General features: G+C 46.3%; 24 protein-coding genes and 1 pseudogene. 7 read left to right on the top strand and 18 right to left on the bottom strand.

Annotation, left to right across the window (positions count from 1 at the left end):
* The 9 genes from fabZ to ACGHCT_RS10650 all read right to left on the bottom strand — a co-directional run bounded on the left by fabZ (window position 1) and on the right by ACGHCT_RS10650 (window position 9402).
* Window positions 1–429, bottom strand: coding sequence for a 3-hydroxyacyl-ACP dehydratase FabZ (gene fabZ / locus ACGHCT_RS10690; protein ID WP_072850029.1), 429 nt, complete (start codon window positions 427–429; stop codon window positions 1–3).
* Window positions 430–441: 12 nt separating this feature from the next.
* Window positions 442–891 carry an acetyl-CoA carboxylase biotin carboxyl carrier protein gene (gene accB / locus ACGHCT_RS10685; RefSeq protein ID WP_390439974.1) on the bottom strand — a complete coding sequence of 150 codons (450 nt, stop codon included), beginning with the start codon at window positions 889–891 and terminating at the stop codon, window positions 442–444.
* Window positions 892–903: 12 nt separating this feature from the next.
* Complete coding sequence (gene fabF / locus ACGHCT_RS10680; RefSeq protein WP_072850033.1) at window positions 904–2139, bottom strand: beta-ketoacyl-ACP synthase II; 1236 nt, start codon at window positions 2137–2139, stop codon at window positions 904–906.
* 10 nt (window positions 2140–2149) lie between these two features.
* Window positions 2150–2887 (bottom strand): 3-oxoacyl-[acyl-carrier-protein] reductase, encoded by a 738-nt coding sequence (gene fabG / locus ACGHCT_RS10675; RefSeq protein ID WP_390439970.1) that lies wholly within the window; start codon window positions 2885–2887, stop codon window positions 2150–2152.
* A gap of 22 nt (window positions 2888–2909) precedes the next feature.
* The gene (gene fabD, locus ACGHCT_RS10670; RefSeq protein ID WP_072850037.1) at window positions 2910–3830 is read right to left on the bottom strand and encodes an ACP S-malonyltransferase; all 921 of its coding nucleotides are present in this window, start codon (window positions 3828–3830) and stop codon (window positions 2910–2912) included.
* A 238-nt stretch (window positions 3831–4068) separates the two neighbouring features.
* Window positions 4069–4302: an acyl carrier protein gene (gene acpP / locus ACGHCT_RS10665; protein ID WP_072850039.1), complete on the bottom strand. Its 234-nt coding sequence runs from the start codon at window positions 4300–4302 to the stop codon at window positions 4069–4071.
* A 133-nt stretch (window positions 4303–4435) separates the two neighbouring features.
* On the bottom strand, window positions 4436–5647 hold the full coding sequence (locus ACGHCT_RS10660) for an FtsW/RodA/SpoVE family cell cycle protein (RefSeq protein WP_072850041.1): 1212 nt from the start codon (window positions 5645–5647) through the stop codon (window positions 4436–4438).
* A 38-nt stretch (window positions 5648–5685) separates the two neighbouring features.
* A complete protein-coding gene (locus ACGHCT_RS10655; RefSeq protein WP_390439967.1) occupies window positions 5686–7506 on the bottom strand; it encodes a glycerophosphodiester phosphodiesterase family protein in 1821 nt (606 codons plus the stop codon).
* A 33-nt stretch (window positions 7507–7539) separates the two neighbouring features.
* Complete coding sequence (locus ACGHCT_RS10650) at window positions 7540–9402, bottom strand: diguanylate cyclase (protein ID WP_390439964.1); 1863 nt, start codon at window positions 9400–9402, stop codon at window positions 7540–7542.
* 266 nt (window positions 9403–9668) lie between these two features.
* Here ACGHCT_RS10650 and ACGHCT_RS10645 point away from each other — a divergent pair, with 266 nt between their 5' ends.
* From ACGHCT_RS10645 to ACGHCT_RS10615, 7 genes and pseudogenes are all read left to right on the top strand, one after another.
* Window positions 9669–9941, top strand: a complete 273-nt coding sequence (locus ACGHCT_RS10645; protein ID WP_242975697.1) for a spore coat associated protein CotJA — start codon at window positions 9669–9671, stop codon at window positions 9939–9941.
* Window positions 9938–10219 carry a spore coat protein CotJB gene (locus ACGHCT_RS10640; RefSeq protein WP_072850046.1) on the top strand — a complete coding sequence of 94 codons (282 nt, stop codon included), beginning with the start codon at window positions 9938–9940 and terminating at the stop codon, window positions 10217–10219. Before ACGHCT_RS10645 ends, ACGHCT_RS10640 begins: the two co-directional genes overlap by 4 nt.
* A gap of 3 nt (window positions 10220–10222) precedes the next feature.
* A pseudogene (locus tag ACGHCT_RS10635) lies at window positions 10223–10408 on the top strand (manganese catalase family protein); the annotation flags it as partial.
* Window positions 10409–10466: 58 nt separating this feature from the next.
* Entirely contained in the window at window positions 10467–11240 is a 774-nt protein-coding gene (locus ACGHCT_RS10630) for a LytR/AlgR family response regulator transcription factor (protein WP_390439961.1), read from the top strand.
* Window positions 11237–12535 carry a GHKL domain-containing protein gene (locus tag ACGHCT_RS10625; protein WP_390439958.1) on the top strand — a complete coding sequence of 433 codons (1299 nt, stop codon included), beginning with the start codon at window positions 11237–11239 and terminating at the stop codon, window positions 12533–12535. Before ACGHCT_RS10630 ends, ACGHCT_RS10625 begins: the two co-directional genes overlap by 4 nt.
* Window positions 12536–12740: 205 nt before the next feature.
* Complete coding sequence (locus ACGHCT_RS10620; protein WP_390439956.1) at window positions 12741–13406, top strand: ABC transporter ATP-binding protein; 666 nt, start codon at window positions 12741–12743, stop codon at window positions 13404–13406.
* Window positions 13407–13419: 13 nt separating this feature from the next.
* On the top strand, window positions 13420–15978 hold the full coding sequence (locus ACGHCT_RS10615) for an ABC transporter permease (RefSeq protein ID WP_390439954.1): 2559 nt from the start codon (window positions 13420–13422) through the stop codon (window positions 15976–15978).
* A 6-nt stretch (window positions 15979–15984) separates the two neighbouring features.
* Here the strand turns inward: ACGHCT_RS10615 and ACGHCT_RS10610 are convergent, their stop codons facing one another.
* From ACGHCT_RS10610 to ACGHCT_RS10570, 9 genes are all read right to left on the bottom strand, one after another.
* Complete coding sequence (locus tag ACGHCT_RS10610; RefSeq protein WP_072850054.1) at window positions 15985–16437, bottom strand: YaiI/YqxD family protein; 453 nt, start codon at window positions 16435–16437, stop codon at window positions 15985–15987.
* A gap of 10 nt (window positions 16438–16447) precedes the next feature.
* Window positions 16448–16969: a nitroreductase family protein gene (locus ACGHCT_RS10605; RefSeq protein ID WP_072850056.1), complete on the bottom strand. Its 522-nt coding sequence runs from the start codon at window positions 16967–16969 to the stop codon at window positions 16448–16450.
* A 16-nt stretch (window positions 16970–16985) separates the two neighbouring features.
* On the bottom strand, window positions 16986–17381 hold the full coding sequence (locus tag ACGHCT_RS10600) for a PaaI family thioesterase (RefSeq protein WP_390439951.1): 396 nt from the start codon (window positions 17379–17381) through the stop codon (window positions 16986–16988).
* 129 nt (window positions 17382–17510) lie between these two features.
* Window positions 17511–19142, bottom strand: a complete 1632-nt coding sequence (locus ACGHCT_RS10595; RefSeq protein ID WP_390439948.1) for a recombinase family protein — start codon at window positions 19140–19142, stop codon at window positions 17511–17513.
* Window positions 19139–19327, bottom strand: a complete 189-nt coding sequence (locus tag ACGHCT_RS10590) for a hypothetical protein (protein ID WP_072850062.1) — start codon at window positions 19325–19327, stop codon at window positions 19139–19141. Before ACGHCT_RS10590 ends, ACGHCT_RS10595 begins: the two co-directional genes overlap by 4 nt.
* A 174-nt stretch (window positions 19328–19501) precedes the next feature.
* A complete protein-coding gene (locus ACGHCT_RS10585) occupies window positions 19502–20713 on the bottom strand; it encodes an amidohydrolase family protein (RefSeq protein ID WP_390439945.1) in 1212 nt (403 codons plus the stop codon).
* A gap of 170 nt (window positions 20714–20883) precedes the next feature.
* Complete coding sequence (locus tag ACGHCT_RS10580) at window positions 20884–22173, bottom strand: TRAP transporter large permease (RefSeq protein WP_390439942.1); 1290 nt, start codon at window positions 22171–22173, stop codon at window positions 20884–20886.
* Window positions 22174–22662, bottom strand: a complete 489-nt coding sequence (locus tag ACGHCT_RS10575; RefSeq protein ID WP_390439939.1) for a TRAP transporter small permease — start codon at window positions 22660–22662, stop codon at window positions 22174–22176.
* A 10-nt stretch (window positions 22663–22672) separates the two neighbouring features.
* On the bottom strand, window positions 22673–23701 hold the full coding sequence (locus tag ACGHCT_RS10570; RefSeq protein WP_390439936.1) for a TRAP transporter substrate-binding protein: 1029 nt from the start codon (window positions 23699–23701) through the stop codon (window positions 22673–22675).
* Window positions 23702–23799 lie beyond the last annotated feature (98 nt).

The following is a 23799-nucleotide window of genomic DNA, read 5'->3' as shown; positions in this document are numbered from 1 at the left end:
CTAACTGATTGCAAATGTCAGCTCTGCAACCGCTGTAATCTTCCCCTTTTGGTTGGTGGCCTTCGCAGCCCCTACCCCGATGGGCCCTTTTTGCTTTATAATCTCTATCTCCAGTGTCAGTACATCCCCCGGCAGCACTTTTTCTTTGAACTTAGCTGACTTAATAGACGCAAAGAAAGCAGTTTTTCCCCTGCACTCAGGTTTGCTTAAGATAGCCACTGCCCCCAGCTGAGCCAGTGCTTCGATCTCCAGGACACCAGGCATTACCGGCTGTCCCGGAAAATGTCCGGCAAAATAAGGCTCATTAAAGCTGACACATTTTGTCCCTTTTGCCCTCACTCCGGGCTCCAGTTCCTGTACGGTATCTATCAGTAAAAATGGCTGTCTGTGAGGAATAATCTCCATAATTTCTTTGGTACCCAGTTCCATTCACATCTCCTCCTATCTAATGACGAACAGCGGCTGTCCGTATTCTACTACCTGCTCATTTTCTGCTAAAACCTGCTCTACCACCCCGTCATATTCTGATTCAATTTCATTCATCAGTTTCATAGCCTCTACAATTCCAAGAACCTGGCCTTTTTTTACGGTGTCGCCCACATGGACAAAAGGACCTGCTTCCGGAGAGGCTGAATTATAAAAAGTACCCACCAGAGGAGCCTTTACAACTTTTCCTGCGAGGATCTCCTGTCCCTCTTCCTCTATCTTTACAGAAAACTCAGACCCGCTCTGTGCCGTTGGCACAGGATCCAGAACGGCCTGTCCGGCAGCAAACTTCGGCTGCTTATTCGTTTTCATGGATAGTTTCAAATCCTTATCTTCCATTTGAAAATGTGTCAGTGAAGAGTCACTAACGGTGCGAATTAAGGTAATAATCTTATCAAATTCCATTCTCATCCCCTCCTACTCTGTGTACTTTTTCACCAGCAGACTGGCGTTGTGTCCGCCAAATCCCAGGGAATTGGTAAGGGCATAAGGAACATCCATCTCAATTCCGTGCCCTGTCACATAATCAAGGTCACATTCTTCATCCTGCACCCGGTACCCCACGGTTTCATGGACATAGCTGTCCTGTATGGATTTTACACAGGTGATAAATTCCACTGCTCCGGCAGCCCCCAGAAGATGTCCAATCATGGATTTGGTAGAGTTCACTTTCAGATTTTTGGCGTGTTCCTGGAACAGTTTTTTAATCGCCCTTGTCTCAAACAAGTCGTTGTGATGGGTACTCGTGCCGTGGGCATTAATATACGGCACATCCTCAGGAGTGATTCCTGCTTCCCTTATAGCATGCTCCATGGCCCTGGCCGCGCCTTCCCCATCTTCTGCCGGAGACGTGATATGGTAGGCATCACTGGTCGTTCCATAGCCGGCCACCTCCGCCAGAATCCCGGCGCCTCTGGCCTTTGCATGCTCCAGCTCCTCCAGAACTACGACACCTGCCCCTTCCCCCATAACGAAGCCATCTCTTTCTTTGTCAAAGGGGATAGAGCAGCGTCCCGGATCAGTGGATGTGGACAGCGCTGTCAGCGCCGCGAATCCGCCGATGCCGATGGGAGTCACCGATGCCTCTGTGCCCCCGGCTACCATGATATCAGCCTCTCCCAGCTGAATCGTCCGGTATGCTTCTCCGATGCTGTTGGTTCCTGTTGCACAGGCAGTTACCACGTTGATACTTTTCCCCTTCAGTCCAAACTGAATGGAGACATTTCCTGCTGCCATATTGGAGATCATCAGGGGAACCAGAAGCGGATTCACGCGGTTCGGCCCTTTTTCCAGAAGTTTTGTGTGTTCACGTTCCATAGCCTGGAGGCTTCCGATCCCTGAGCCTACAGCACATCCAACCCGGTAGGGATCTTCCTCCCCAAGACAATATCCAGACTGTTCAATTGCTTCCTTTGCAGCCGCCACTGCATACTGGCAGAACAGTTCCATTCTCTTTGCCGCCTTAAAATCCATGTATTCCTTGCCCACAAAGCCTTTCACTTCTGCCGCCAGATGGGCTTTGTATTCAGATGCGTCAAACTTTGTAATCTCTCCAAACCCAGTCTTCCCTGCCTTCACTCCTGCCCAAAACTCTTCTACATTCAGCCCCAGAGGGGTAATGGCTCCCATTCCTGTCACTACTACTCTCTTCATTTTGTCCCTCCTACATGCTCATGCCGCCATCCACACAGATGACCTGGCCGGTAATATAGTTTGCATTCTCAGAAGCCAGAAATGCCACCATCCGGGCAACATCCTCAGGACTCCCAAAGTGTCCCAGAGGAATCTGGCTTTCCGCATATTTCTTCACGTCTTCACTTAAGACTTCTGTCATCTCTGTGGCAATAAACCCGGGAGCTACCGCATTCACGGTTATCCCCCTGCTTGCCAGTTCTCTGGCCATTGATTTTGTAAGTCCGATGACCCCAGCCTTAGACGCGGAATAATTTACCTGACCCGCATTGCCCATAACACCAGAGACAGAAGAAATATTAATAATTTTTCCCCCGCGCTGCTTCAGCATCTGACGCGCTGTGTGCCGAATGGTGTTGAAGGTTCCTTTCAGATTCGTTGCGATGACCTCGTCAAACTCTTCTTCTCTCATCTTCATTGCCAGATTGTCTCTGGTGATTCCTGCATTGTTCACCAGTATATCCAGGGATCCATAAGCTTTTACAATCCCTGCGATCATCTCCTGACAGGCGCCATAATCAGCTACGCTGCACTGCCATACAGTCCCGTCACCTCCTGCCTCCTTTATTTCTCTCACTGCTTCTTCTGCCCGTTCCCGGGATCCGTTATAATTTACCACTACAAATATGCCTTCTTTTGCAAGCGTAAGGGCGATGGCTTTTCCGATGCCCCTGGACGCTCCTGTCACTAAAGCTATGCTTTTTTTCATATCCAATTCCTTTCTCACAGGCCTAAGCCAGGTGTTCCATTACCTTCTGAAAGTCTTCTGTGTTCTGTATATTCATTACTGTCACATCCCGGCTGATTTTTCTGATAAACCCGCTGAGAGTTTTTCCTGGTCCAATCTCCACAAAGGTATCAACACCCCCGGATATCATCGTCTCCACGCTTTGCTGCCACTTTACGGGGGAAGACACCTGCCGGACGAGAAGCTCCTTTACACAGCCGCTGTCCTCGATGTATTCTGCCGTGACATTCGTTACATAGGGAGTTTCAATGGGATGTATCTCTGCCTTTTTTAATTCCTCCCGGAGTTTTTCGCCCGCACCGTCCAGCAGCCGGGAGTGGAAAGGCCCGGAGACCTTGAGGGGGACAATTCTTCTGGCTCCCGCCTCTTTTAGTTTTACTTTGGCAGCCTCCACGGCCGTCTCCTGTCCGGTTATTACAATCTGTCCCGGACAATTATAATTAGCTACAGAAACTGTCCCCGGGACAGCATCACAGATCCCTGCAATCGCATCTCCGTCCAGCCCCATGACAGCAGCCATAGCTCCTCCAAAGGGAACTGCCTCCTGCATAAAGATTCCCCTCTTTCTCACAAGGGCGAATGCATCCTCTAACGACAGAGCTTTGGACGCCACGAGGGCTCCGTATTCTCCCAGACTCAGCCCGGCGTTCACACAGGATGAGAGTCCGGTTTCCTCCACCGCCTTTAATATGGCTGCTGATACCGTCAGCATAGCAATCTGTGTGTATTCTGTAATATTCAGACGACTATTTTCCGTAAAACAAAGTTCCGGAAGATCCAGTCCCGTTACCTGGCTGGAGCAGTCGAACACCGCCTTACATACAGGCATCTTCTCATAGAAATCCTGTCCCATCCCTGCATACTGGGCTCCCTGTCCCGGAAAAACAAATGCAATTTTCTTCATCTCTGAAAACTCCTTTGTGCATAAAATATTTTGTATATCAAACTATATGTTCACAAGAAAGATTGCGCGAAAGCGCAATCTCGGCCTGCAGCGGGCTGTCGCAGATAGCATCTTCCTTTCCGCCGCAGTGTGATCCCCCGGAGGGTTTTTTATTACATAGGGAACAGAGTTTCCTATTTAGTAAAAAAATCCGGCTTGCCGGATTCACATGTATTTCTTATAGAGAAAGGTGTGGGCTTTATGCCTCCACACCTTTATTTTTTAAATACTCCATTACAGCGCCCACAGTTGTCAGCTCCTGCAGTTCCTCAGCAGGAATCTCTACAGAGTATTCATCTTCAAGAGCCATCACTAATTCGAATAAATCCAAAGAATCTGCTCCCAAATCATCCTTGAAGGACGTCTCCGGAGTAATGTTGCCTTCTTCGCAATTTAACTGTTCCGCAATGATTTCTCTCATCTTTTCTAACATATCATAATCTCCTTTAATTAAACTTTACCATACAGCGAAAGCTGTATGCTCACCCAGAGGAATCTTCCTCCGGCCCGAATACTTTGACATTCAAAGTATATCTGCTATTGCCCGTTTTGTCAACTATAATTTTCTATTCTTCCTGCTTCTGAAACTTTATCCGCCGGGATACACTGAGGGCAATTCCGATCTCTGACATCAGGAATAGAATGGACGTACCTCCATAGCTGATAAAGGGAAGCGTAATTCCCGTAGTAGGAATCAGATTAATTACCACGCAGATATTCAGTATAACCTGGAGGGCTATATGGCCGAAAATGCCGCAGACAAGCAGTGAACCGTACAAATCCGGGGCATTCTGAGCAATAAACATCAGCCGGTACAGCAGGTACGCAAACAGTATCAGCACTACAGCTCCTCCAAATACCCCAAGTTCCTCACAGATAATGGAAAATATCATATCGTTCTGTGCCTCCGGCACGGCTCCAAGTTTCTGCGCGCTGTTTCCCAGGCCTTTCCCAAAAAAGCCGCCGGATCCTATGGCATACAGCGCCTGCATAATCTGGTATCCTCCGTCGCTGATATACTTCTCCGGCTCCAGCCATACAAGTACTCTTCGAATACGAAAGCTCTCGCTGGTCTCCAGAGTCTTTGCCAGGATTGCCACCCCTCCGGCTATCAGGGCCGCTCCCCCCGCACCGGCTATAATAAAAGGTTTTGTTCTGGGGTGGGCTATAAATATCATGATAACCGTGATTCCAACAATAATAATACCTGTGCTCAGGTTTTCTGTAAAAATATAAGCAAGCGCTCCCAAAAATCCTCCTGCACACAGCAGCATCACGCACGCCTTCCATGTTTTAATCTGCTTCCCCATCTTGATAATCAAGAGAGGAATAAACGTAATCACCGCAATCTTAGCTACCTCCGACGGCTGAAACTGAATGGGGCCAATCTTCAGCCACCTCCTGGCTCCGTTTACAACAATTCCCAGAGGAGATTTTACCAGTACCATCAGTACTGCCGCTGCCAGATAGATAAAGGAAGCCAGAGGCATCAAAAGGTGGTAATCCAGCCGGGAAATTACCAGTGCAAACAGAATACTGACTACACTGATCAGTGCCTGCTTTCCAAAATAGGCCATATCATCCCCGAATTTCAGTTCCGCCACATAGGCGCTGGTGCTGTATAAAATTACAAGGCCAAAGCAGGTAAGAAGCAGCACCACAGCCACCAGATTGAAATCATAATAATCAATCTGCGCCCTTAGCCGTTCTTTTGCCCTCTGCCTGGCTCTCGCACGTTTCTCTCTGCTTTTTACTAATGCCTTCACTTGTGCTAACATGAAGTTCCTCCGTTATTATCTTTCCGTTATTTCAAGCTCTATATGCGAAGAGCATATTTCATCAGTTCCCAAAATCCTGTTCTTGTATCACTCTCCTGGTCCAGTACCTTCCGCACCAGAACGGGGTTATCGGTAATTATGTTATCTACCCCGCAGTTTATCATTCTCTTGACATCTCCCCTGTAATTCACTGTCCAGGCATGTACTTCTTTGCCGCAGGCATGAGCCTCTGCCACAAAGTCTTCATCTACATAAGTGTGTTTCACACTGAAAAAATCAGCGTATTTCACATTGGCAATACTGCCGTAAGTCATGGTCATAATATAACCGGTTCTAATATCAGGATTCGCCTTTTTAACCTGTTTCAGAAAATCATAGTTCATTGAAGTAATTACACAGTGGTCAGCAAAATCGTTTTTCTCTATCTCCCGGACGACCCGCTTAGCGATCCCTTTATTCTCACCATTATACTTAATCTCAATATTTAAGTCCAGCTTTCCTTTGGAAAAATTTATGGCCTCCTCCAGTGTGGGGATTTTTTCCCCCCTGAATTTTTTATGAAAACTGATTCCTGCATCCAGTTTGCTCACCTGGGGGTAGGTTACGTTCCATATATTTTCCTTCAGGCCTGCCGTTCGCTTCAGAGAATTGTCGTGGAGCAGTACAAGCACACGATCTTTTGTCTCCTGCACATCAATCTCAGCATAATCGCAGAGGGTATCGTTCGCATAAGCCAGTGCGCTTACCGTATTCTCAGGCGCCATCAATGCCCCTCCCCGGTGAGCTGTAATCCCCACAGAATTCCATATATTCTCCGCAGTCTGGCGGCTCTGTATCATCACATAGACACCGTAAAACCCTTCAGATACCAGCAGAACGGCAGTCAATACCCCGGCAACTCTTCTTCTCAGCTTCAGTCCCTTTGAGGTATGCCTGGGAAACAATATCCGCTTCTTCCAGTTGCTGACCGAATCGGGATAGGCTTTCTCATAAATCACAAAGACAAAGGCTAAGGTCAGAACCAGCTCAACCGCGCCTGCTGCCAGCCCCAGTCCAATATCCAGCCACCGGCTGTAGGTCAGGACAGCCCCCGCTGCCATGGCTGTTGATTTGGTCAGCATAGAATAAAGGACCACAAATATAACCGCAATGAGATATACCGTTCCTACAATCAGGGCCACAAGTATATTAATCACCGCAATTCCAACAACTGTCTTTCCGGCATTTTTCCGAAATAATTTCAGGGCTTCCGGCACCCGTTTCCCTAATTTTCCCCCAGTCATAAAGCTGCCGGGAAGGATATAGATGAAAAGCAGGGAAAAGGCAAGCAGTAATCCGCATACGGCAAACAGCACCCAGTGCCATGGCACAGCCTTATAGAGCTGCTGTGCCGAAAACTGCAGCAATTTAATATAAGAGATCTCCCTCACAATAAGGTGCAGCTCCATAATAGGAGCCGGCAGTCCCGCTGCAAGAATCCATGCTGCCTTATTTTTCCGGATCATGATAAAGGTCCTGTAGAGCCCCCCGAACAAAAGATCCCCCGGTGTCACCTTCTGCCTGTTGGACGAAGCTTCAAAACAGGTGATCAGCGCACCTGCTTCTATCAGCAGAAAAAACAGAATTTGGAGAAACACGGCCAGCGCCAAAACCACAGAAAGGGGATGGAAAATAAAGCTTGTATAGTTCTCAGCCGTAAGATAGCTGAACCCCTGTTTTTTCAGAGAAAAGTCGATGGCTGTCTGCACGCAGTAGCCACTGAGAAGAAATGTTGCAGTCCGGTACATAATTTCAAATACCAAAAGGCTTCTCATATTCTTCTTTACAATGTAATACAGACGGCCAAATATTTTTCCCATATACCCTTAAACTTCTGCCTTTCTATCCTGAATTCAGCTCATATCCCTGCAAGACATAAGAAACACCTCTTTTTGATCCAGCCAGGGAATAGCGGCGGCTGTTGCCATAACCTTCTTCCCCAGCACTTCGCTGTATAAAACCCCACTGACTTTTTTTCCTCCCCTCTTCAGTCGGAGGCTGGGACAGTACTCACAGGGGGTGTCTCTGCGGTAGAAGGCTTTGTAGCATATGCTGCCCTCTGCAGCCTCCCTCACAGCTTCCCGGGTAGCCAGATTCGCGTATTGAATCTTATACGTATTGCGTTCCACAGCATAAATCCATTCTTCCTGATTGTCTAAAATCATGTGCAGGCTGTCCAGCAGCTGCTCCTTCCTGTCCTGGGCTCTTTTCTTCAGAAGAAAAGTCCCTACCATTTCCGAAATCAAAGCGAGCGTTTTAATCTGAGCCTGCGGCCAAAACCGATTCTCCCGGCACTCATCAAACCCTACGTATCCCCTGTTTTTTCCTCCGTCACGGATCAGGCAGTGAAGCATAGATTTAATTCCCTGCGCGTCCAGGATTTCAAATTGTTCTTTTGTCATCTCCCGGATATTCCTGCAGTAATATATGCCGTACTCATCAAAATTATCATAATAATCTCCCAGCACTGCGTATGGCACCTTCTGAAGAAACTCCTTCTGCGGTGCAATTCCTTCCGAACACCATTCAAAGGTGTTGGTACAGTATGTGCCGTCCTCAGAATCCTCAAATATATAGACTCTGCTTACATCCATCTGTCTGCCCACAATTTCAAGGATCAGAGGAATCGATTCCTCAAGATTGTCCCCATTATAAAGGATGTGAAACACGTATTCTGCCAGCTGGTAGGGCAGCACCCCCAGATTTTTGTCGGATTCTATCTCTTTTTCCCCGGAGGCCGCAAACGACTTCAGCTCCGCCGCAGTCAGTGACTGGGGAGGCATCCCCTTATCATACACAGCATATCTATTCTTCCCTTTTTTCTTGGCATAATACAGTGCCACATCTGCATTTTTGAAGATGTCCTGAAAGGTTCTGCCGTCTCCGGGTATCCTGGCAATACCGATGCTGCAGGAGATCTGCTGTTTATCCATCTCCTTATTCATCAGCTTCCCAAAGGCATCCAATATCGCTTTGGCCTTCTTCTCTGCATCCTCTGTCTTTTGAATCCCCCACAGGAGTACTGCGAATTCATCGCCTCCCACTCTTCCCACAATATCGTTGCTCCGCACCAGCTTTTTCAGGCTTCTGCCGGCCTCTGCCAGCATCACATCCCCGTTCAGGTGTCCGAATACGTCATTGATTTGCTTGAAGTTATCTATATCTATGATAAAGAAGGCACCCTGCTCCCCTTCCTGCATATGCAAAAGTTTTTCTTCTGTCAGATTCTGCACCGTTATCTTATTATACAAACCTGTGAGAGCATCCCTCTGTGCCTGTTCTCTGAGCTTCAGAGACTCTTTTTTCATATGATCAATATCCGTCAGAATGCAGTAAAAAACCTGGCTGCCGTCTTCTCTGTTTACTACCTGCCCTTTATCGTGGACATAAAGAAGCTTTCCATCTCTGCAGATTATCCTGTATTCAATTTCTTTTTGATCCCTATGTGCCAGCTGCTTTTCCACCTTGTCCCAGGTTTTTTCCAAATCCTCGGGATATATCATACGTGAGAATTCATTTTGAAACTGTTCTGCAATCTCCTTTCTTGTATATCCCGTCATCTTCAGAAAACCGTCACTGATGAAAAGCAGCTTTAATTCTCTGGTATATTCACAGCACATCACTCCTCCAGGAATGTTCTGAATCAGCGCATTCATGTCCTTTGTCTTTTCTTTTAATTCCAAAGACTTCTGCTCTACCAACTCGTGCAGATTCATGAGTTTTTCCCCTTTCCAAATACCAGTAAGTCAACCTGAGGAACAGGCAGCAGTCTATAAATTGCAACCTCTGCACTAATTCATACCCTGTCCTGACAAGAATCTCTGCCTGTAACCGGGTCTGCCCCTACTGCTACTGTACTCATATGTAATTTACACTCATTCTACCCTTTTCAGCCGGAAAAGGCAATCATTCCGCGGAACATTTTCCATGAAAAGACATAGGATAGTACTGTAATAACTTAAATTTTGTAAAGGATATGCTTATGGACAAATGCAGAATGAATAATTATCCAGGGTACCGTCCCTATTATCCCCCTCCATGCCCGTCCAGGACTCCGGAACCGCGTTCCGCAGCTCCCTGCAAACCGGCTGTGGACTGTGATTACTCTGTTGTCAACTCTCTCCCCCTGGCCATGGGATATGTTCCCTGTCAGAAGTTCCGTTCTACCTTTGAGCTCTGCAAAGCGCTTCAGGTAGGAACCATTTTCCCGGAACTTTGCAAGCCATTTACCGGAAAGCAGGTGATGAATCGATGAATGGAAATAACAAACCATGTAAAGAACAATTACTTCAGCTGATTAACGAAGTCAGCTTTGCTGTGGACGATATTCTCCTTTATCTGGATACCCATCCGTGTGATGAGAAAGCCCTTGCCTTCTATCAGGAAAAAATTGCAATCCGCAAGGAAGCCCTGAAAGAATACGCTGCCTATTACGGACCTCTGACCATCGATACTGCAGATGACGCCTGCAGTGATTCCTGGGAATGGGTTATGCAGCCCTGGCCCTGGGAAGTGAAAGGAGGTTGTAAATAATTTATGTGGAATTATGAGAAAAGATTACAGTATCCGGTCAATATCACAAAAACAAACGCTAAAATAGCACAGGTTATCTTAAGCCAGTACGGCGGCCCTGACGGAGAGATGAGCGCTTCCATGCGGTATCTCTCACAGCGTTTTTCTATGCCGAACCGAAAGGCTATGGGTGTACTGAACGATATAGGCATATCGTTACCGGTATTGCCCCTTTCCATGGCTTACGTCTAATCTTAAGATACTATTTGTGAACTACATAAAAATACGGTATAATACCAAAAGTATCTTTATGAAATGTGAGGTGATTTTTTTGCTGCACATAGCAGTATGCGACGACGAGAAAAATTTTATTGCTAGTTTGGATGATTTATTGCAAAAATACGCTGCCCAAACAGATCTGGAAATAAAAGTTACTCCCTTTTATGATGGCAGCGAGTTAGTGGAGAAATACGACACTACCTTTGACTTGATTTTCCTTGATATTCAGATGAATCAAATGAACGGCTTAAAAGCTGCAGAGCGGATCCGTCAGATGGATGAAGAGGTAAGCATTATCTTTCTTACCACATTAACACAATATAGTCTGGAGGGTTATAAATATCAGGCCACCAACTATATTATCAAACCAATAAAATATGCCCGGCTGAAGGCGGAAATGGATAAGTGGCGGAAGCGGCGTCCCCAGGGAGACTCCCCGTATCTGGCAGTTTCCTCTCCTTCCGGCAAATACAGGATATTTCTGAAAACCCTGCACTACATAGAGACTTTTAACCGCAGTCTGCTTCTTCATACTGAGCAGGAGAATATTATCTGCGGCAAAAGCATGAAGGAGATGGAACAGGCCCTGCGCAGCAAAGGGTTTGCCCGTTGTCACACAAGTTACATAGTCAATCTCTTTTTTGTCAAAGGAGTAAAAAAACTTGAGATCGAACTGATCACCGGCGAGATTATCCCTATCAGCCAGCCTAAGCGCAAAGAATTTATGGAGCAGCTGGCAGATTACTGGGGGGACTTTTTATGATGATAGCATTCCTTGATGGACTTGCCTGTGTCTTTGCGGCTGCCTATGCCTTTGTATTTTTCTGGATTCTCAAAACTTTTTTATGTCTCCGAAAAAAACGCCTGATGAAGGCCGCCGCCTTTTTGGCCTTTATCCCCTTGGCTGACTGTGTCATCTATTCCAATGATTTGGTCGGTATCTTAGGTACTATGATCGGTTTTATACTCTATCTCCTTATCTTTTACCGGGGAAGCCTCATCGTAAAAGGTTCCGTAGTGCTGGTCTTTTACCCGGCTTTAATCGGTATTAATTATCTGACCCAGGATATCGGGGCCCGCCTGTTTCACAGGGCTGCCTCCATTGAGTTCGGACAGGATATTGTCTGGACGCACGACTTACTTTTGACCAGTACAGCCTTGCACACAGCTTCCTTTTTGTTCCGCCTTCTGTTCTGGGCGGGGGCATGGCTGATTCTGCGGAGGTTTCTTTCTCAGATCACCTCAAACCTGACCACGCGGATATGGCTGATCGTTGACATGCTGTCACTGGCTTCTTTTGTCGCTATTTTTACTATTATATATTTCATGCCGGAAAATGCGGTCATTGTCTATCCCATCTGCGGTGCCTCTATTTTCTCAAGCTTTGGCTGCGTCTATCTCGCCTCTTATATCTGTAATTCGGTTCAGGTTGCCTACCGGGCTCAGGAATTGGAGATGCAGCACAGCTACTACAGGGACAGACTAAAGGAGGAAGAACGGGTCCGAAGTGTTTATCATGATCTAAAAAACCATCTGCTAATCCTGGAGGCACAGTCTGGCGGCAGCGGGGAAGCCCAAAAGACCATTCAGACTCTGAAAGCTCAAATTGAAGGTTATGAAGCTTATCAGCACACTGGAAATGATTTTTTGGATATTATTCTCAGAGATAAATTCAGGATCTCCCGGGAAAAGAAAATCGATTTCAGTGCGGTAGTACACTTTGAGGACGGTTCCTTCCTGGAGCCTCTGGACATCAGTACCATCTTTGGGAATGCTCTGGACAATGCCATAGAAGCCAGTGAAAAACTGCCGGCAGGCCAGAGACTCATAACGGTTAAAGCGGCCCGTGTCCGGGATATGCTCGCTGCCACCGTAGAAAATAACACAGCTTCTGACCTGCCGCTGTCAGAAAAAACCACCAAAAAGGATGTTCTTTTACATGGATTTGGATTACCAAATATACAAAAGACTGTAGAAAAATACGGAGGACATTGCCGGACCCAGACAGACGGAAATACTTTTATTCTGAAAATACTGATTCCACTGCGGGACTCATAATACTTTCCCTTAGGGACGCTGCGTTAAGGCAGCGTCCCTTGTTTGTCTCACCGGAAATACCCAAGCCCTCAGGTACCCTACCCGTATTAGTTTTTACGTACAGAATGTTAGTTTTCGCATTTTCTATTGTGCCTTTTTATCTGCGGATTATAATAAACTCAAGTTCCCGAGAGGACATGAAAATTGCAGAAATGAGGTATCTAGTATGAGTATTTTGAGTACCACCCGCTTAACCAAACAATATGGCAGTGAGTCAAATATAGTTAAAGCTCTGGACAATGTAACTCTCTCTATCGAACAGGGAGAATTCGTGGCTGTTATCGGCACATCCGGAAGCGGCAAGTCTACCCTGCTGAATATGCTGGGAGGCCTGGACCGCCCCACCTCCGGGAGTATCAAGGTGGATAAATTTGAGCTTGGCAAGCTCTCTGATGAAGATCTGACCGTATTCCGGCGTCAGAGAATTGGATTTATCTTCCAGAACTATAATTTAGTTCCAATTTTGAATGTTTATGAAAATATTGTTATGCCCATTCAGCTGGACGGCAAGAAGCCCGATAAAACCTTTATTATGGAAATCGTATCACTCCTGGGCCTGGAAAAGAAATTAGACAATATGCCCAATCATCTATCCGGCGGCCAGCAGCAGCGTGTGGCTATCGCAAGAGCGCTGGCAAGCAAACCGGCTATTATACTGGCGGACGAACCTACTGGTAATCTGGACAGCAAGACAAGCGACGAGGTAATACAACTGCTGAAGCTTACCGGCAGCCAATACCGGCAAACCATCGTGATGATTACTCACAACCCGGAAATTGCCCGGCAGGCTGATCGCATCATCCGCATTGAAGACGGAAAAATCACAGAGTAAAGGCGGTGAAACCATGAAAAAGCAAACATCTATCCTACGCACATTGACCGGCCGCAGCTTTCGGGCCAACAGAGCCAGAAATATCGTGGCCGTTATTGCCGTTGTTCTGACTACACTAATGTTTACTACTCTGTTTGTACTGGCGCAGAGTATGCAGAAAAATATGATAGAGATGACGTTCCGGCAAACCGGGTATGACGCTCAGGCTTCTTTTAAAAATATAACAGAAGAGCAGGCAGAACGGATTGCCGCCCATCCGGATGTTGAGGAGCTTGGGCAAAGCATTGTGCTTGGCCTTGCGGAAAATAAATCCCTTGCAGGAAAGCAGGTAGAAATACGCTGGGGGAATGACAGTTACGCCTCTCATTCGTTCGCTCTGCCCACCACAGGCTCTATGCCTCAGACAGCCGATGAAATTGCACTTGACACCCTGACTCTGGATCGGCTGGGAATTCCCCATGAGATAGGGGCGGATGTCACGCTGGAATGGAGAAAGGACCTCTCCCAAGAAGAAAAAACCAATGGAAGCTTTACACTCTGCGGCTACTGGGAGGGGAATGAATCCAGCTATGCCAGTATGGCCTGGGTCAGCCGCAGTTTCGCCGATGAGATGACCGCCGGACAAACTCCCTCTGAAGATCAGATTCTGGGACTTCACATGGCTCAGGTTTCTCTTCCCAGCGACAGCAATATTGAAGCCTCTATGGATAAGATTCTGGCGGACACACAGCTGTCCCAGCTGGAATACGGCGTAAATCTGGCTTATTCCCCAGAAATGAATGCTACAGCAGTCCAGGAAAGTATTCCCATGTATCTGGGAATGATTCTGGTATTCGTCGCAGGCTATCTGATCATCTATAATATCTTCCAGATCTCCGTAGCCGCAGACATCCAGTTTTATGGAAAATTAAAGACTCTGGGCACTACCACAAAACAAATTCGTCGTATACTATATGGCCAGGCTAACCGCCTGTGTCTGATAGGAATTCCTGCCGGCTTAGTCTTCGGTTTTCTGCTGGGCATGGTTCTGGTTCCTGTACTAATGGGTACCTTCGGCGGATCTGCAGTAACATCAGCCCATCCCGCCATCTTCCTTGGTTCTGCGTTGTTTGCCTGGGCAACGGTTCTGATATCCTGCCTGCGCCCCGCAAGGCTTGCGGGCAAAGTTTCGCCCATGGAAGCACTCCGATATAATGACTCGGACTCAAAAAGCAAAAAGAAGACAAAGAAGGGAAGAAAAGGGGCCTCCCTGACCGGAATGGCATGGGCTAACCTTGGCCGTAACAAAAAGCGTACGGTTACTGTAATCTGCTCCCTTACACTCGGCCTGGTACTCCTGAGCTGTTTTTACGCCAAAAACGCCTCCTTTGATATGGAAAAATATCTATCCGGACAGACAATTGCTGATTTCGAACTGGCAGATATCTCCCATGAAGATGCCGTAAACGGCTACAATCCTCAGGGAAATACGCTGAACAATGAGTTGACTGCTGACGTGGAGGCACTGGAAGGTCTGGAAGCTCTGGGTCATATGTACTCTCACCAGTTATCCTGGGAAATGGATGCACAGACAATTGAAAACTTGAATGCCTTCTATACGCAGGATATGCTGGATGACTGGTCCACCTACGATCCCACCGGCCCTAAGGCATTGAAAGCTGCAATAGCGGATAAGCGGGCAGATACTGTCATCTATGGACTGGATGGGATTCCCCTTGATACTATTACTCAGTCACAATATCTTTATTCCGGCACCTATGATGCTGAGACATTCGCCACTGGGAACTACGTACTTGCAATTGGTCCTGCCATCGATGAGTCTGAGAAAGAAAAATATAAGGTCTATCCCACACCCTCTGTTGGGGACAGCATTATAATAGAAGAAAAAACTTATACAGTAATGGGGATTGTCTATCCGCTGAATTCCGTGGACAGCGGAGCCATGGAAAACGGAGGCGGAAGCGGCTTCAGTCTGAGCTTTATTCTCCCCTCGGATGCATTCTGCAGACAGTGGCCGGATAATACACTGCGCAAGCTCTTTTTCAATATAGAGGATTCGCACCTCAATGACGCCCGGAAAATGCTGAATGAATATACAAAAAATATGGATGCAAGCCTGCCTGTTACTTCCCGGCAGACCATGATTGAACAATATCAGGCTGAAACCCGTGCCTCCGCTGTTATGGGAAATGCCATAAGCTTAGTGATCGCACTGGTAGGTATTCTGAACTTTATAAACAGCATGGTTACTGCTATTGTTTCCAGAAAAAAAGAGTTTGCTATGATTCAATCTGTCGGTATGACAAAACGTCAGCTCTGCAGAATGCTGATTTATGAGGGACTATATTATGCAGTTATCACCATTGGAGTTTCTTTTCTGGTCAGTGCCTTCGCAGTAGGGATCGGTGTGCGTGCTATGGTAGAGGGGGGATACAGCACGTTTCGTTTTACACTGCTTCCTTTGGGAATCTGTATCCCTGTTCTGCTGGGATTCTCTGTTTTGGTTCCGCTTCTGTGTTTTAGAAATCTGGAGAAACAGAGCATTGTAGAGCGGCTGAGAGCAATCGATTAAGAAAACTTACCCACCTTCTCCCGCGGTCTCCAGAAGCCTGCGAAAAGCCTGTTCAAACTGACGGTCATCTTCCCCTGTCCTCTTTTTCGGTCCCCTGATGTGATTTTTGGACGGGGACCGCCGTGCTTTTTTTGCCAGATGCCTCTCCATTAAAAGCTGGTCTATATTTTTATCTGTATACAGCATTCCGGAGGGATGAATCCCGTAAGCCCCTTTTCCCAATGCCATTGCTGCCACACCGTAATCCTGTGTCACCACTATATCTCCCTCTCGGCACAGTGTAATAAGGGCAAAATCCACTGCATCTGCTCCGGTTCCAATCACCTTTATGCTGCTGTAATCTGACTGCAGCATATGATTGGTATCGCAGAGCAGGGTGACAGGTACCTTACAATCCATGGCAGCTTTCTCAGCAATTTTGATTACCGGACATGCATCCGCATCTATAAGAATTTGCATGGAACGCCTCTCAATACCTTTCTCTGTGAATCTTGGCAGTCTCTACTTCCGCAAGGGTATGGGGGGTTGGATGTTCTGCAGGAATCCCCAGAGAGAGGATTGCTTCTAATTTAAAGTTCTCCGGATAGTGAAGAAGCTGTCTCAGATATTCCTCCGCGGTACCCTTTTCGGCTTCCCGGAGACGGCCCTGTATCCAGCAGCTTCCTATCCCCAGGCTGTCCGCCATAAGGTGCATATTGGACATAGCTATGGAACAGTCCTCTGTCCACACATCCGTCTTCCCTGCATCTGCGATTACAACAACGGCACAGTCTGCACCTTCCAGCATCTTTGCCGCTCCCACCCTGCAGCCTGACATTGCTCTCAGGGTCTCTCTATTTCTTACTGCAATAAACTCCCAGGGGCGGATTCCCCGGCCGGATGCAGACAGCAGACCCGCCTGCAGAATCATCTCCAGCTTTTCCTCGGGCACCTCCTCCTGTGTATATTTCCTGATACTTCTGCGCTTTTTCATAAGTTCCAGTAATTCCATTTTTCTCTCCTTTCTGCTATTTATGGTACCCGGTTGTCAGCACCGCAGCAACCGCATTGCCAAGTTCGTCGTAGACATTCATCTGATAACAGCAGGTGGTGCGTCCGTCCTTAATACAGACAGCTTCTGCAATCAGCTTCTCCCCTTTCGGCGCCCCCAGGTATGTAATGCTGGAGTTCAGAGATACGGTGCCCATCACCTGCCAGTTGGAAGCCACTGCAAATGCGAAATCTGCCAGGGTAAAGGATACCCCTCCCATGGCTGCTCCCATAGCATTTCTGTGTCTGCGCTCCAGAATCAGACTGCATTTTGCATAGTGGTCAGCAATCTCTTCTATGACCGCGCCATTTTCTGTTGCAAACCGGTCTCCCTCAAATAATTTTCTGACTCTCTCTAATGTCTGTTTGTCCATATTTTCCTCCGAGTATTCACCTGCTCTGTACAGCGGGTGCATTGTATCTGATATTTGTATGTTGTTTTTAATTTTAGCACAATTTTCTTCTTTTTGCCACGTAAAAGGAACCGGCAGCCTCTGGATTGCTCAGAGTCCTGCCGGTTTTTTCTCTTTCCTGAGTAATTTTATTTCCAATAATTTTGTAGTATAGTTTTCCCCTCTTCCACTGGTTCTGATTTTCATATGGAAACCTACGGGCAGGCATTTTAGCCAGACAGCCATCGTATTATGGTCATATATAATTATTTTTTCAAGAATCTCTCTGTATATGCTCTCCCTGGCGGATGGAATATTCAGCATCTCATCCAGCAGCTCCCTGTAATGACATACCTCACAGAAATTACCGGATACTACTCCTGCTTTTTCCTTTGCAGTGTGAATCTGACGGTTTACAGTCTCGATTTTTTCTTCATACCACCCGGTCTGCTTTCTTAAGTCTTCTCTGCTCAGCATTCCCTCCAAAAACAAATCAATAGCCTTTCGTTTTTTTTCTTCCAGTGCCTCTCTTTTCCTCGTCAGCCGCTCCATTTCCATCCGTTCCCCCTCAGCAGGCTTCAATTTACGCAGATTTATAAGCACTTCTTCCTTCAGGGAATTCCATGATACCGGCACCCGGGCAGCTGCAAAGTCCATACAGCTTAACAGGGCATTCTCACTGACCGTCTGATTATCGCACCCGGCCTTTCTCCCCAAATCGTCTGTTTTTTCTCTTCCATACCCCGCATTGGCACTGCATCTCCACGCTTTATACAGGCTTCCGTCCTTTCTCTTTTTTGTGCGGCTGACAAAACTTCGGCCGCATCTGCCGCATATTAGCTTACCGCTGCACCAGTAACGGCTGCTGTGTTTCTGCTGTTCCCCGGCCTTAAACGTTCTTGCCCTCAGTGCTTCCTGGGTGCGGTTCCAAAGCTCCCTGTGGATAATCGGAGCATGGTGATCGGTTATATATATCTTTTCTTCTTCTCCTCTGTTGTATTTTTTCTTATGTGTGAGATAATCCGGCGTAATTGTTTTTTTCTGACAGAGGTCACCTACGTATTTCTCATTTTTCAGGATACGCAGTATAGAGGCATTGCTCCACAGAAGGCCGCTTTTTGAGGGAAATCCCTCCTCAAAAAGCTCTCTTGCTATGACATAGGTTCCTTTTTCCTCGTTCGTATATTTATGGAAAATAGCCCTCACAATCCGGGCCTCCTCCTCAATAATATACAGCTTTCCATCCTTCACTTCATATCCCAGAAGCTCTCTTCCAAATACAACGCCCTGTTCCATCCTCCGTTTTTGTCCCCACTTTACTCTCTCTGAGGTTTTGCGGCTCTCCTCCTGAGCAATGCTGGCCATAATGGTAAGGCGCAGTTCTCCATCCTGTTCTCTGGTATCAATGTTGTCTATGGTAAAGATAACTCCAATCTTATATTCCTTTAATTTTCTTGTATAATACAGGGTATCTACAGTGTTTCTTGCGAATCTGCTGACCTCTTTGGTCAGAATCAGGTCCATATTCCCAGCCATGGCATCTTGTATCATACGTTTAAAGCCATCCCTCTTTGCTGTCTGTGTGCCGCTCATCCCCTCGTCATAATAAATGTCTACAAGCTCCCAGTCCGTATGACTCCTGATATACTCTGAGAAGTACCTGCGCTGACTCACCAGAGAATTGGCCTGATCCACATGTTCCGTGGAAACTCTGCAGTAAGCGGCAACCTTTAGCTTTTTCACAGCACACTGCTCTCTTTTATTAGCAGATCTAGCTGAGACTCCGTCAGTACATTTTTTTTATAGAGTTCTTTGTAAACCCCAATTTTAATTAGTTTTTCCAATTCTTTGCGCTGTATCTCTGACACCTCAACGCTCTGCTCATTGTTGCTGTTCGTCGATTGCCTGGACCTGCCGTAATCTGGCATTTATCTCACTCCTAAAGCTGCATTACTAAAATATATGCAATACAGCTAGGTCATAGTCCGGGGCGACTGCCTCCGGACAGTTTCATTGCCTTACCCGGAAACCGTGGGCAAGGGGAGATAAATAATCAAGACAGCACATCCTGCGGATACCTCTCTCTATAGTTCATTCTGCCATTACGCAATACCCTTGATAAACCTGCCCTTTTTTAGAACACCTTCCACATCTAACACTGTCTCCAGGTGTTCTAACGGATTTTCCTTCAGAATTACAAGGTCAGCCTTCATTCCGGTCTCCACACGTCCGACGTCAGTAAATCTCATCGCCTTAGCTGCTTCTGAAGTTGCAGCCCGCAGACATTCCAGATTTGACATACCCATCTGTCTCATCCTCAGCATTTCTTTCGCATTCTCCCCGTGTTTTATACCTACACCTCCGGCATCGGTAGACAGAGCCATTTTCACTCCAGACTGGTAAGCCCTTTTAATACTTTCCCACTGCAGCCGCCCGGTTTCTTTTAAAAGCTCTACAACCCGGCTGCTTTTTGCATTTACGATATGTGGTTCCGGTTCCGGGTTCGGCGATGCCAGAGTTGGAAGTATGTAAATCCCCTTTTTTAAAAGCATCTCAATTCCTTTTTCGCTGATTCCTGTTCCATGGCAGATAAGATCTGCATCAGCCTCTGCGGCTACTTCTATGGGGCTTTCCCCCCGGGCATGTACACTGACCAGAAGGCCAGCGGAGTGGGCCTCCTCTACAGCTGCCGACATTTCATCCAAAGTAAAGGCACTTTTCGAAAGGCTTCTTCCTACTGAGCGGATAGGTGCCGAATTTTCTATCTTAATCTGGTCCACGCCCCAGTAGAGCTGCTCTCTTACCATCCTTCGCATCCCCCAGGGCCCGTAGGTCTCCTGGCCCAGTCCCCGAAAGTGTGATGTCCAGGCAGTAATCTGCTTTCCGCTTACAAAATAATCGGGTCCCTGGACATATCCCAATGAAATAGCATCCTTTAAAGCTACATCCACATAATCCACACCACCGCCGTCTACCACAGTAGTGAATCCAGCCTCCAGTGTCTTTCTTGCATTTTCCACCGCCCGAAAAGCCACATAAGAATCAGCATTCTTGAAGAGTACGCCTCCAGCAGACTGATCGTTCATTTGACGCTCTTTGTCCGGAACTTCGTCCAGCATAAAATGTACATGACAGTCTATAAATCCTGGTGCAATTATTTTCCCTTTCAAATCAATAATTCTGCCTTGTGCAAAGTCTATACTGCATTCAGGAATTACATCTATAATTTTTCCATTTTCTATTACAACCGCGGCACGTCTGAGTAATTCATCATGAATTCCGTCAAATATTTGTGCATTTTTTAATATTACCATAATTCTTTCCCTTCTAGTCAATTTTAATACCTGGGGGCTGCCGTCGGACCCGCTTTCCGGCCGACGGATCAGATAATAAAGGGGAAGGCCTAAGCCCCACAGCATCAGACGTATATTCTTTGTCACGGACAGACAAATAAAAGATGCCTTCCCCCCTCTTGTAAGTAATTTTATCTGCCGGCAATCAGACCCGGCAAAAATGTGCTGATCGACGGTACATACGTGATAATCAACAGTATGGCAATAGAAATCACAATGTATCCTATTAGATTTTTTCCCAATATATCCGATACTTTCTTACCGGTAATCCCTGTCGCCACATAAAGATTCATTCCAAGGGGCGGCGTTAGAAGCCCAATCGCCAGGTTGATTACCATGATAATGCCGAAATGTACAATGTCGATTCCCAATTGCTGAGCTACAGGGAGAAGAATCGGAGCTATGATCATAATCGCTGTGTTTGTTTCCATAAAACATCCGACGATAAGAAGAAGTACATTTACGAGAATCAAAAATACCACTTTATTGTCAGAGAACCCTATAAGTAGCGTTGCCACTTTGTTAGGGATCATTTCCCTGGTAATAATATTTCCAAACGCTGAAGCGCATCCAATGATAAGCAAAATCATAGATGTACTCAGGGCAGAAGACTTAAATATCCCAGGAAGATCCGACAGTTTAAGCTCTTTATAAATAAAGAATCCCACCAGCAGTCCATACACAACGGAAACGCACCCGGCCTCTGTGGGAGTAAATATGCCTCCGTAGATTCCCCCCAAAATGATAATGGGCATAAGCAGAGCAGGAATAGCTTCCACCACTGTCCTCAGTATATTCCCATCCTCAGGCTGTGCTTCCTCTCTCACCATTATATAATTATTTTTCCGTCCCACAAAGAAGGAATAGGCGCACATTCCCAGACACAGAAGCAGCCCCGGAAATATTCCTGCCATAAACATATCTCCGATAGAAGCTCCAGCAGCAACCCCATATGTTACCATGGTAATGCTTGGAGGTATAATCACCCCTAGATAGCCTGCGCTGGCAACTGTTGACATGGCAAAATCAGGCGCATACCTGTTCTTCAGCATAACAGGTATCATAATACCTCCGATAGCCGCTGCGGTAGCCGGTGCAGAACCACTGATAGCCCCAAAAAAGGTGCATGCAACTACAGTGACAATAGCCAATCCACCGGGGAATTTTCTTAAAAAGATACTGCATAATTTAATGAGCCGATTGGATACTCCTCCTTTGCTCATCAGTGAGCCGCTAATCATAAAGAATGGAATCGCCATAAGAGTAAAGGAATCAACCCCAGTAAAAAACCGCTGTACAGTCAGTATATTAGGAAGATCTGAGGAGACAATGGCCAAAAAGGCAGAACCCCCAAGGGCATATGCCAAAGGCATGCCTATGACAATCAGCACAATAAGTCCAACAAATAATATAGACGCCATTTACCTTTTCTCCCCCTTTTTTTCTTTTATATGTATCCCTATATTCTGGGCACTTCTTACCATTCCCCCCAAAAAACCTACAGGCATAGCAAGGTATGCAAAAGCAATAGGTATAAAGAGTGTTGCCGACTTCTGCCCACTCTCAAATAATTGTATGACAACCTCCGCAGAAAGCCCAAAAAATATCCCTGAAAGGATAAAGCACATAATTTTTTCTATCAGAATAACTATCCACTTTGCTTTTTGCGGAAGAATCATTACCAGAGCATCCACTCCGGTATGTGTCCCCGCCTTCAGGCCGGCACCAACTCCTATAAATACAGTATATATCATACAGTAACGGGATACTTCCTCGCTCCATGGAAGGGAGGCATGCAGAATATACCTGCATATTACCTGTATAAATACCACTATAGTCATAATGGATAGGAGTAACGAGAAGGCCCCTGTCTCAAAAGTGTCTAAATATCGGTCTAATTTTTTCATCATCTTTACCTCTTTACTTGGATGTCATCTCCTGTATCTGTTTTATCAAATCCCTGCCGACTTCATCTTCATAGTCGTCATATACAGGCTGTGCTGCTTCACGCCATGCCGCCTTATCTATATCTTCAACAATGGAGACACCCTCCTCCAGCATTTTTTCCTTATATTCTACCTCTATATCAGCACACAACTGCCGTTCAATATCTTTGTATTTATCGCTTAATTCTTTTATTACTTTCTGATCTGCTTCGGAGATCTTTTCCCAGGTTTTCTGAGAAATCAAAAGAGGTGCCGGACAGTAGAAATGCCCTGTCATTGTCAGGTAAGGGGCCACTTCATGAAGTTTATTCTGGTATATAGGCGAAACAGGGTTTTCAAGGCCGTCAATGGTTTTTTGCTGCAGAGCTGTATAAACTTCTCCCCAGGCCATCGCAGTAGCATCCGCTCCCCAGGCCTTAAAAGAAGCCATGTGTATAGGATTTTCCATAGTCCTAATCTTCATCCCCTTCAGATCTTCCGGAGTTTTAACTTCCATTTTATTATTGGCTATATAGCGGAACCCATTTTCCCACATGGAAAGACCCACAACACCGATTTCCTGTAGGGAATCCAGCATATTGCTGCCGATATCACTGTCTATAACAGCATAGGCATCCTCTGTATCCTCAAATAAAAACGGGAGATCAAAAACCTTTAACGCATCCGTAAAATTACTCAAAGGGGCTGAATTCGGAAGTGTAATGTCAAGAGTCCCCATCTGAAGCGCCTCTATCATATCCCTCTCATTGCCCAAAACTGAATTTGCAAAAACTTCGATTTTCACCCTTCCCTCTGTCTTTTCATATACTTCGTCAGCCCACTGGGTAAGCGCTAGATGATAGGGCGAGTCTTCAGTCAAAGCATGTCCTGCCTGCAACTCGAGTGTTTCACCGGAGGCTACATCCTTTGTGCTTCCCCCGGAATCTCCTTTTCCGCAACCGACACTCCCCAGAATCATTACCGACGCCAACAACATTGCAGATATCCGTTTTGCCTTCATCATTTATATTTCTCCTTTGCTTTGTAAATTTATAAACTTTATAAATTTATATTAAGCACAATCTTTCCAAATGTCAAGATTTTTCTCATATATTATGTGTT

Source organism: Lactonifactor longoviformis (genome assembly GCF_042848515.1).
Lineage (GTDB): Bacteria > Bacillota > Clostridia > Lachnospirales > Lachnospiraceae > Lactonifactor > Lactonifactor longoviformis.
Note: the sequence above shows the minus strand (reverse complement) of the source record. Positions and strands in the feature narration are given on the sequence as shown.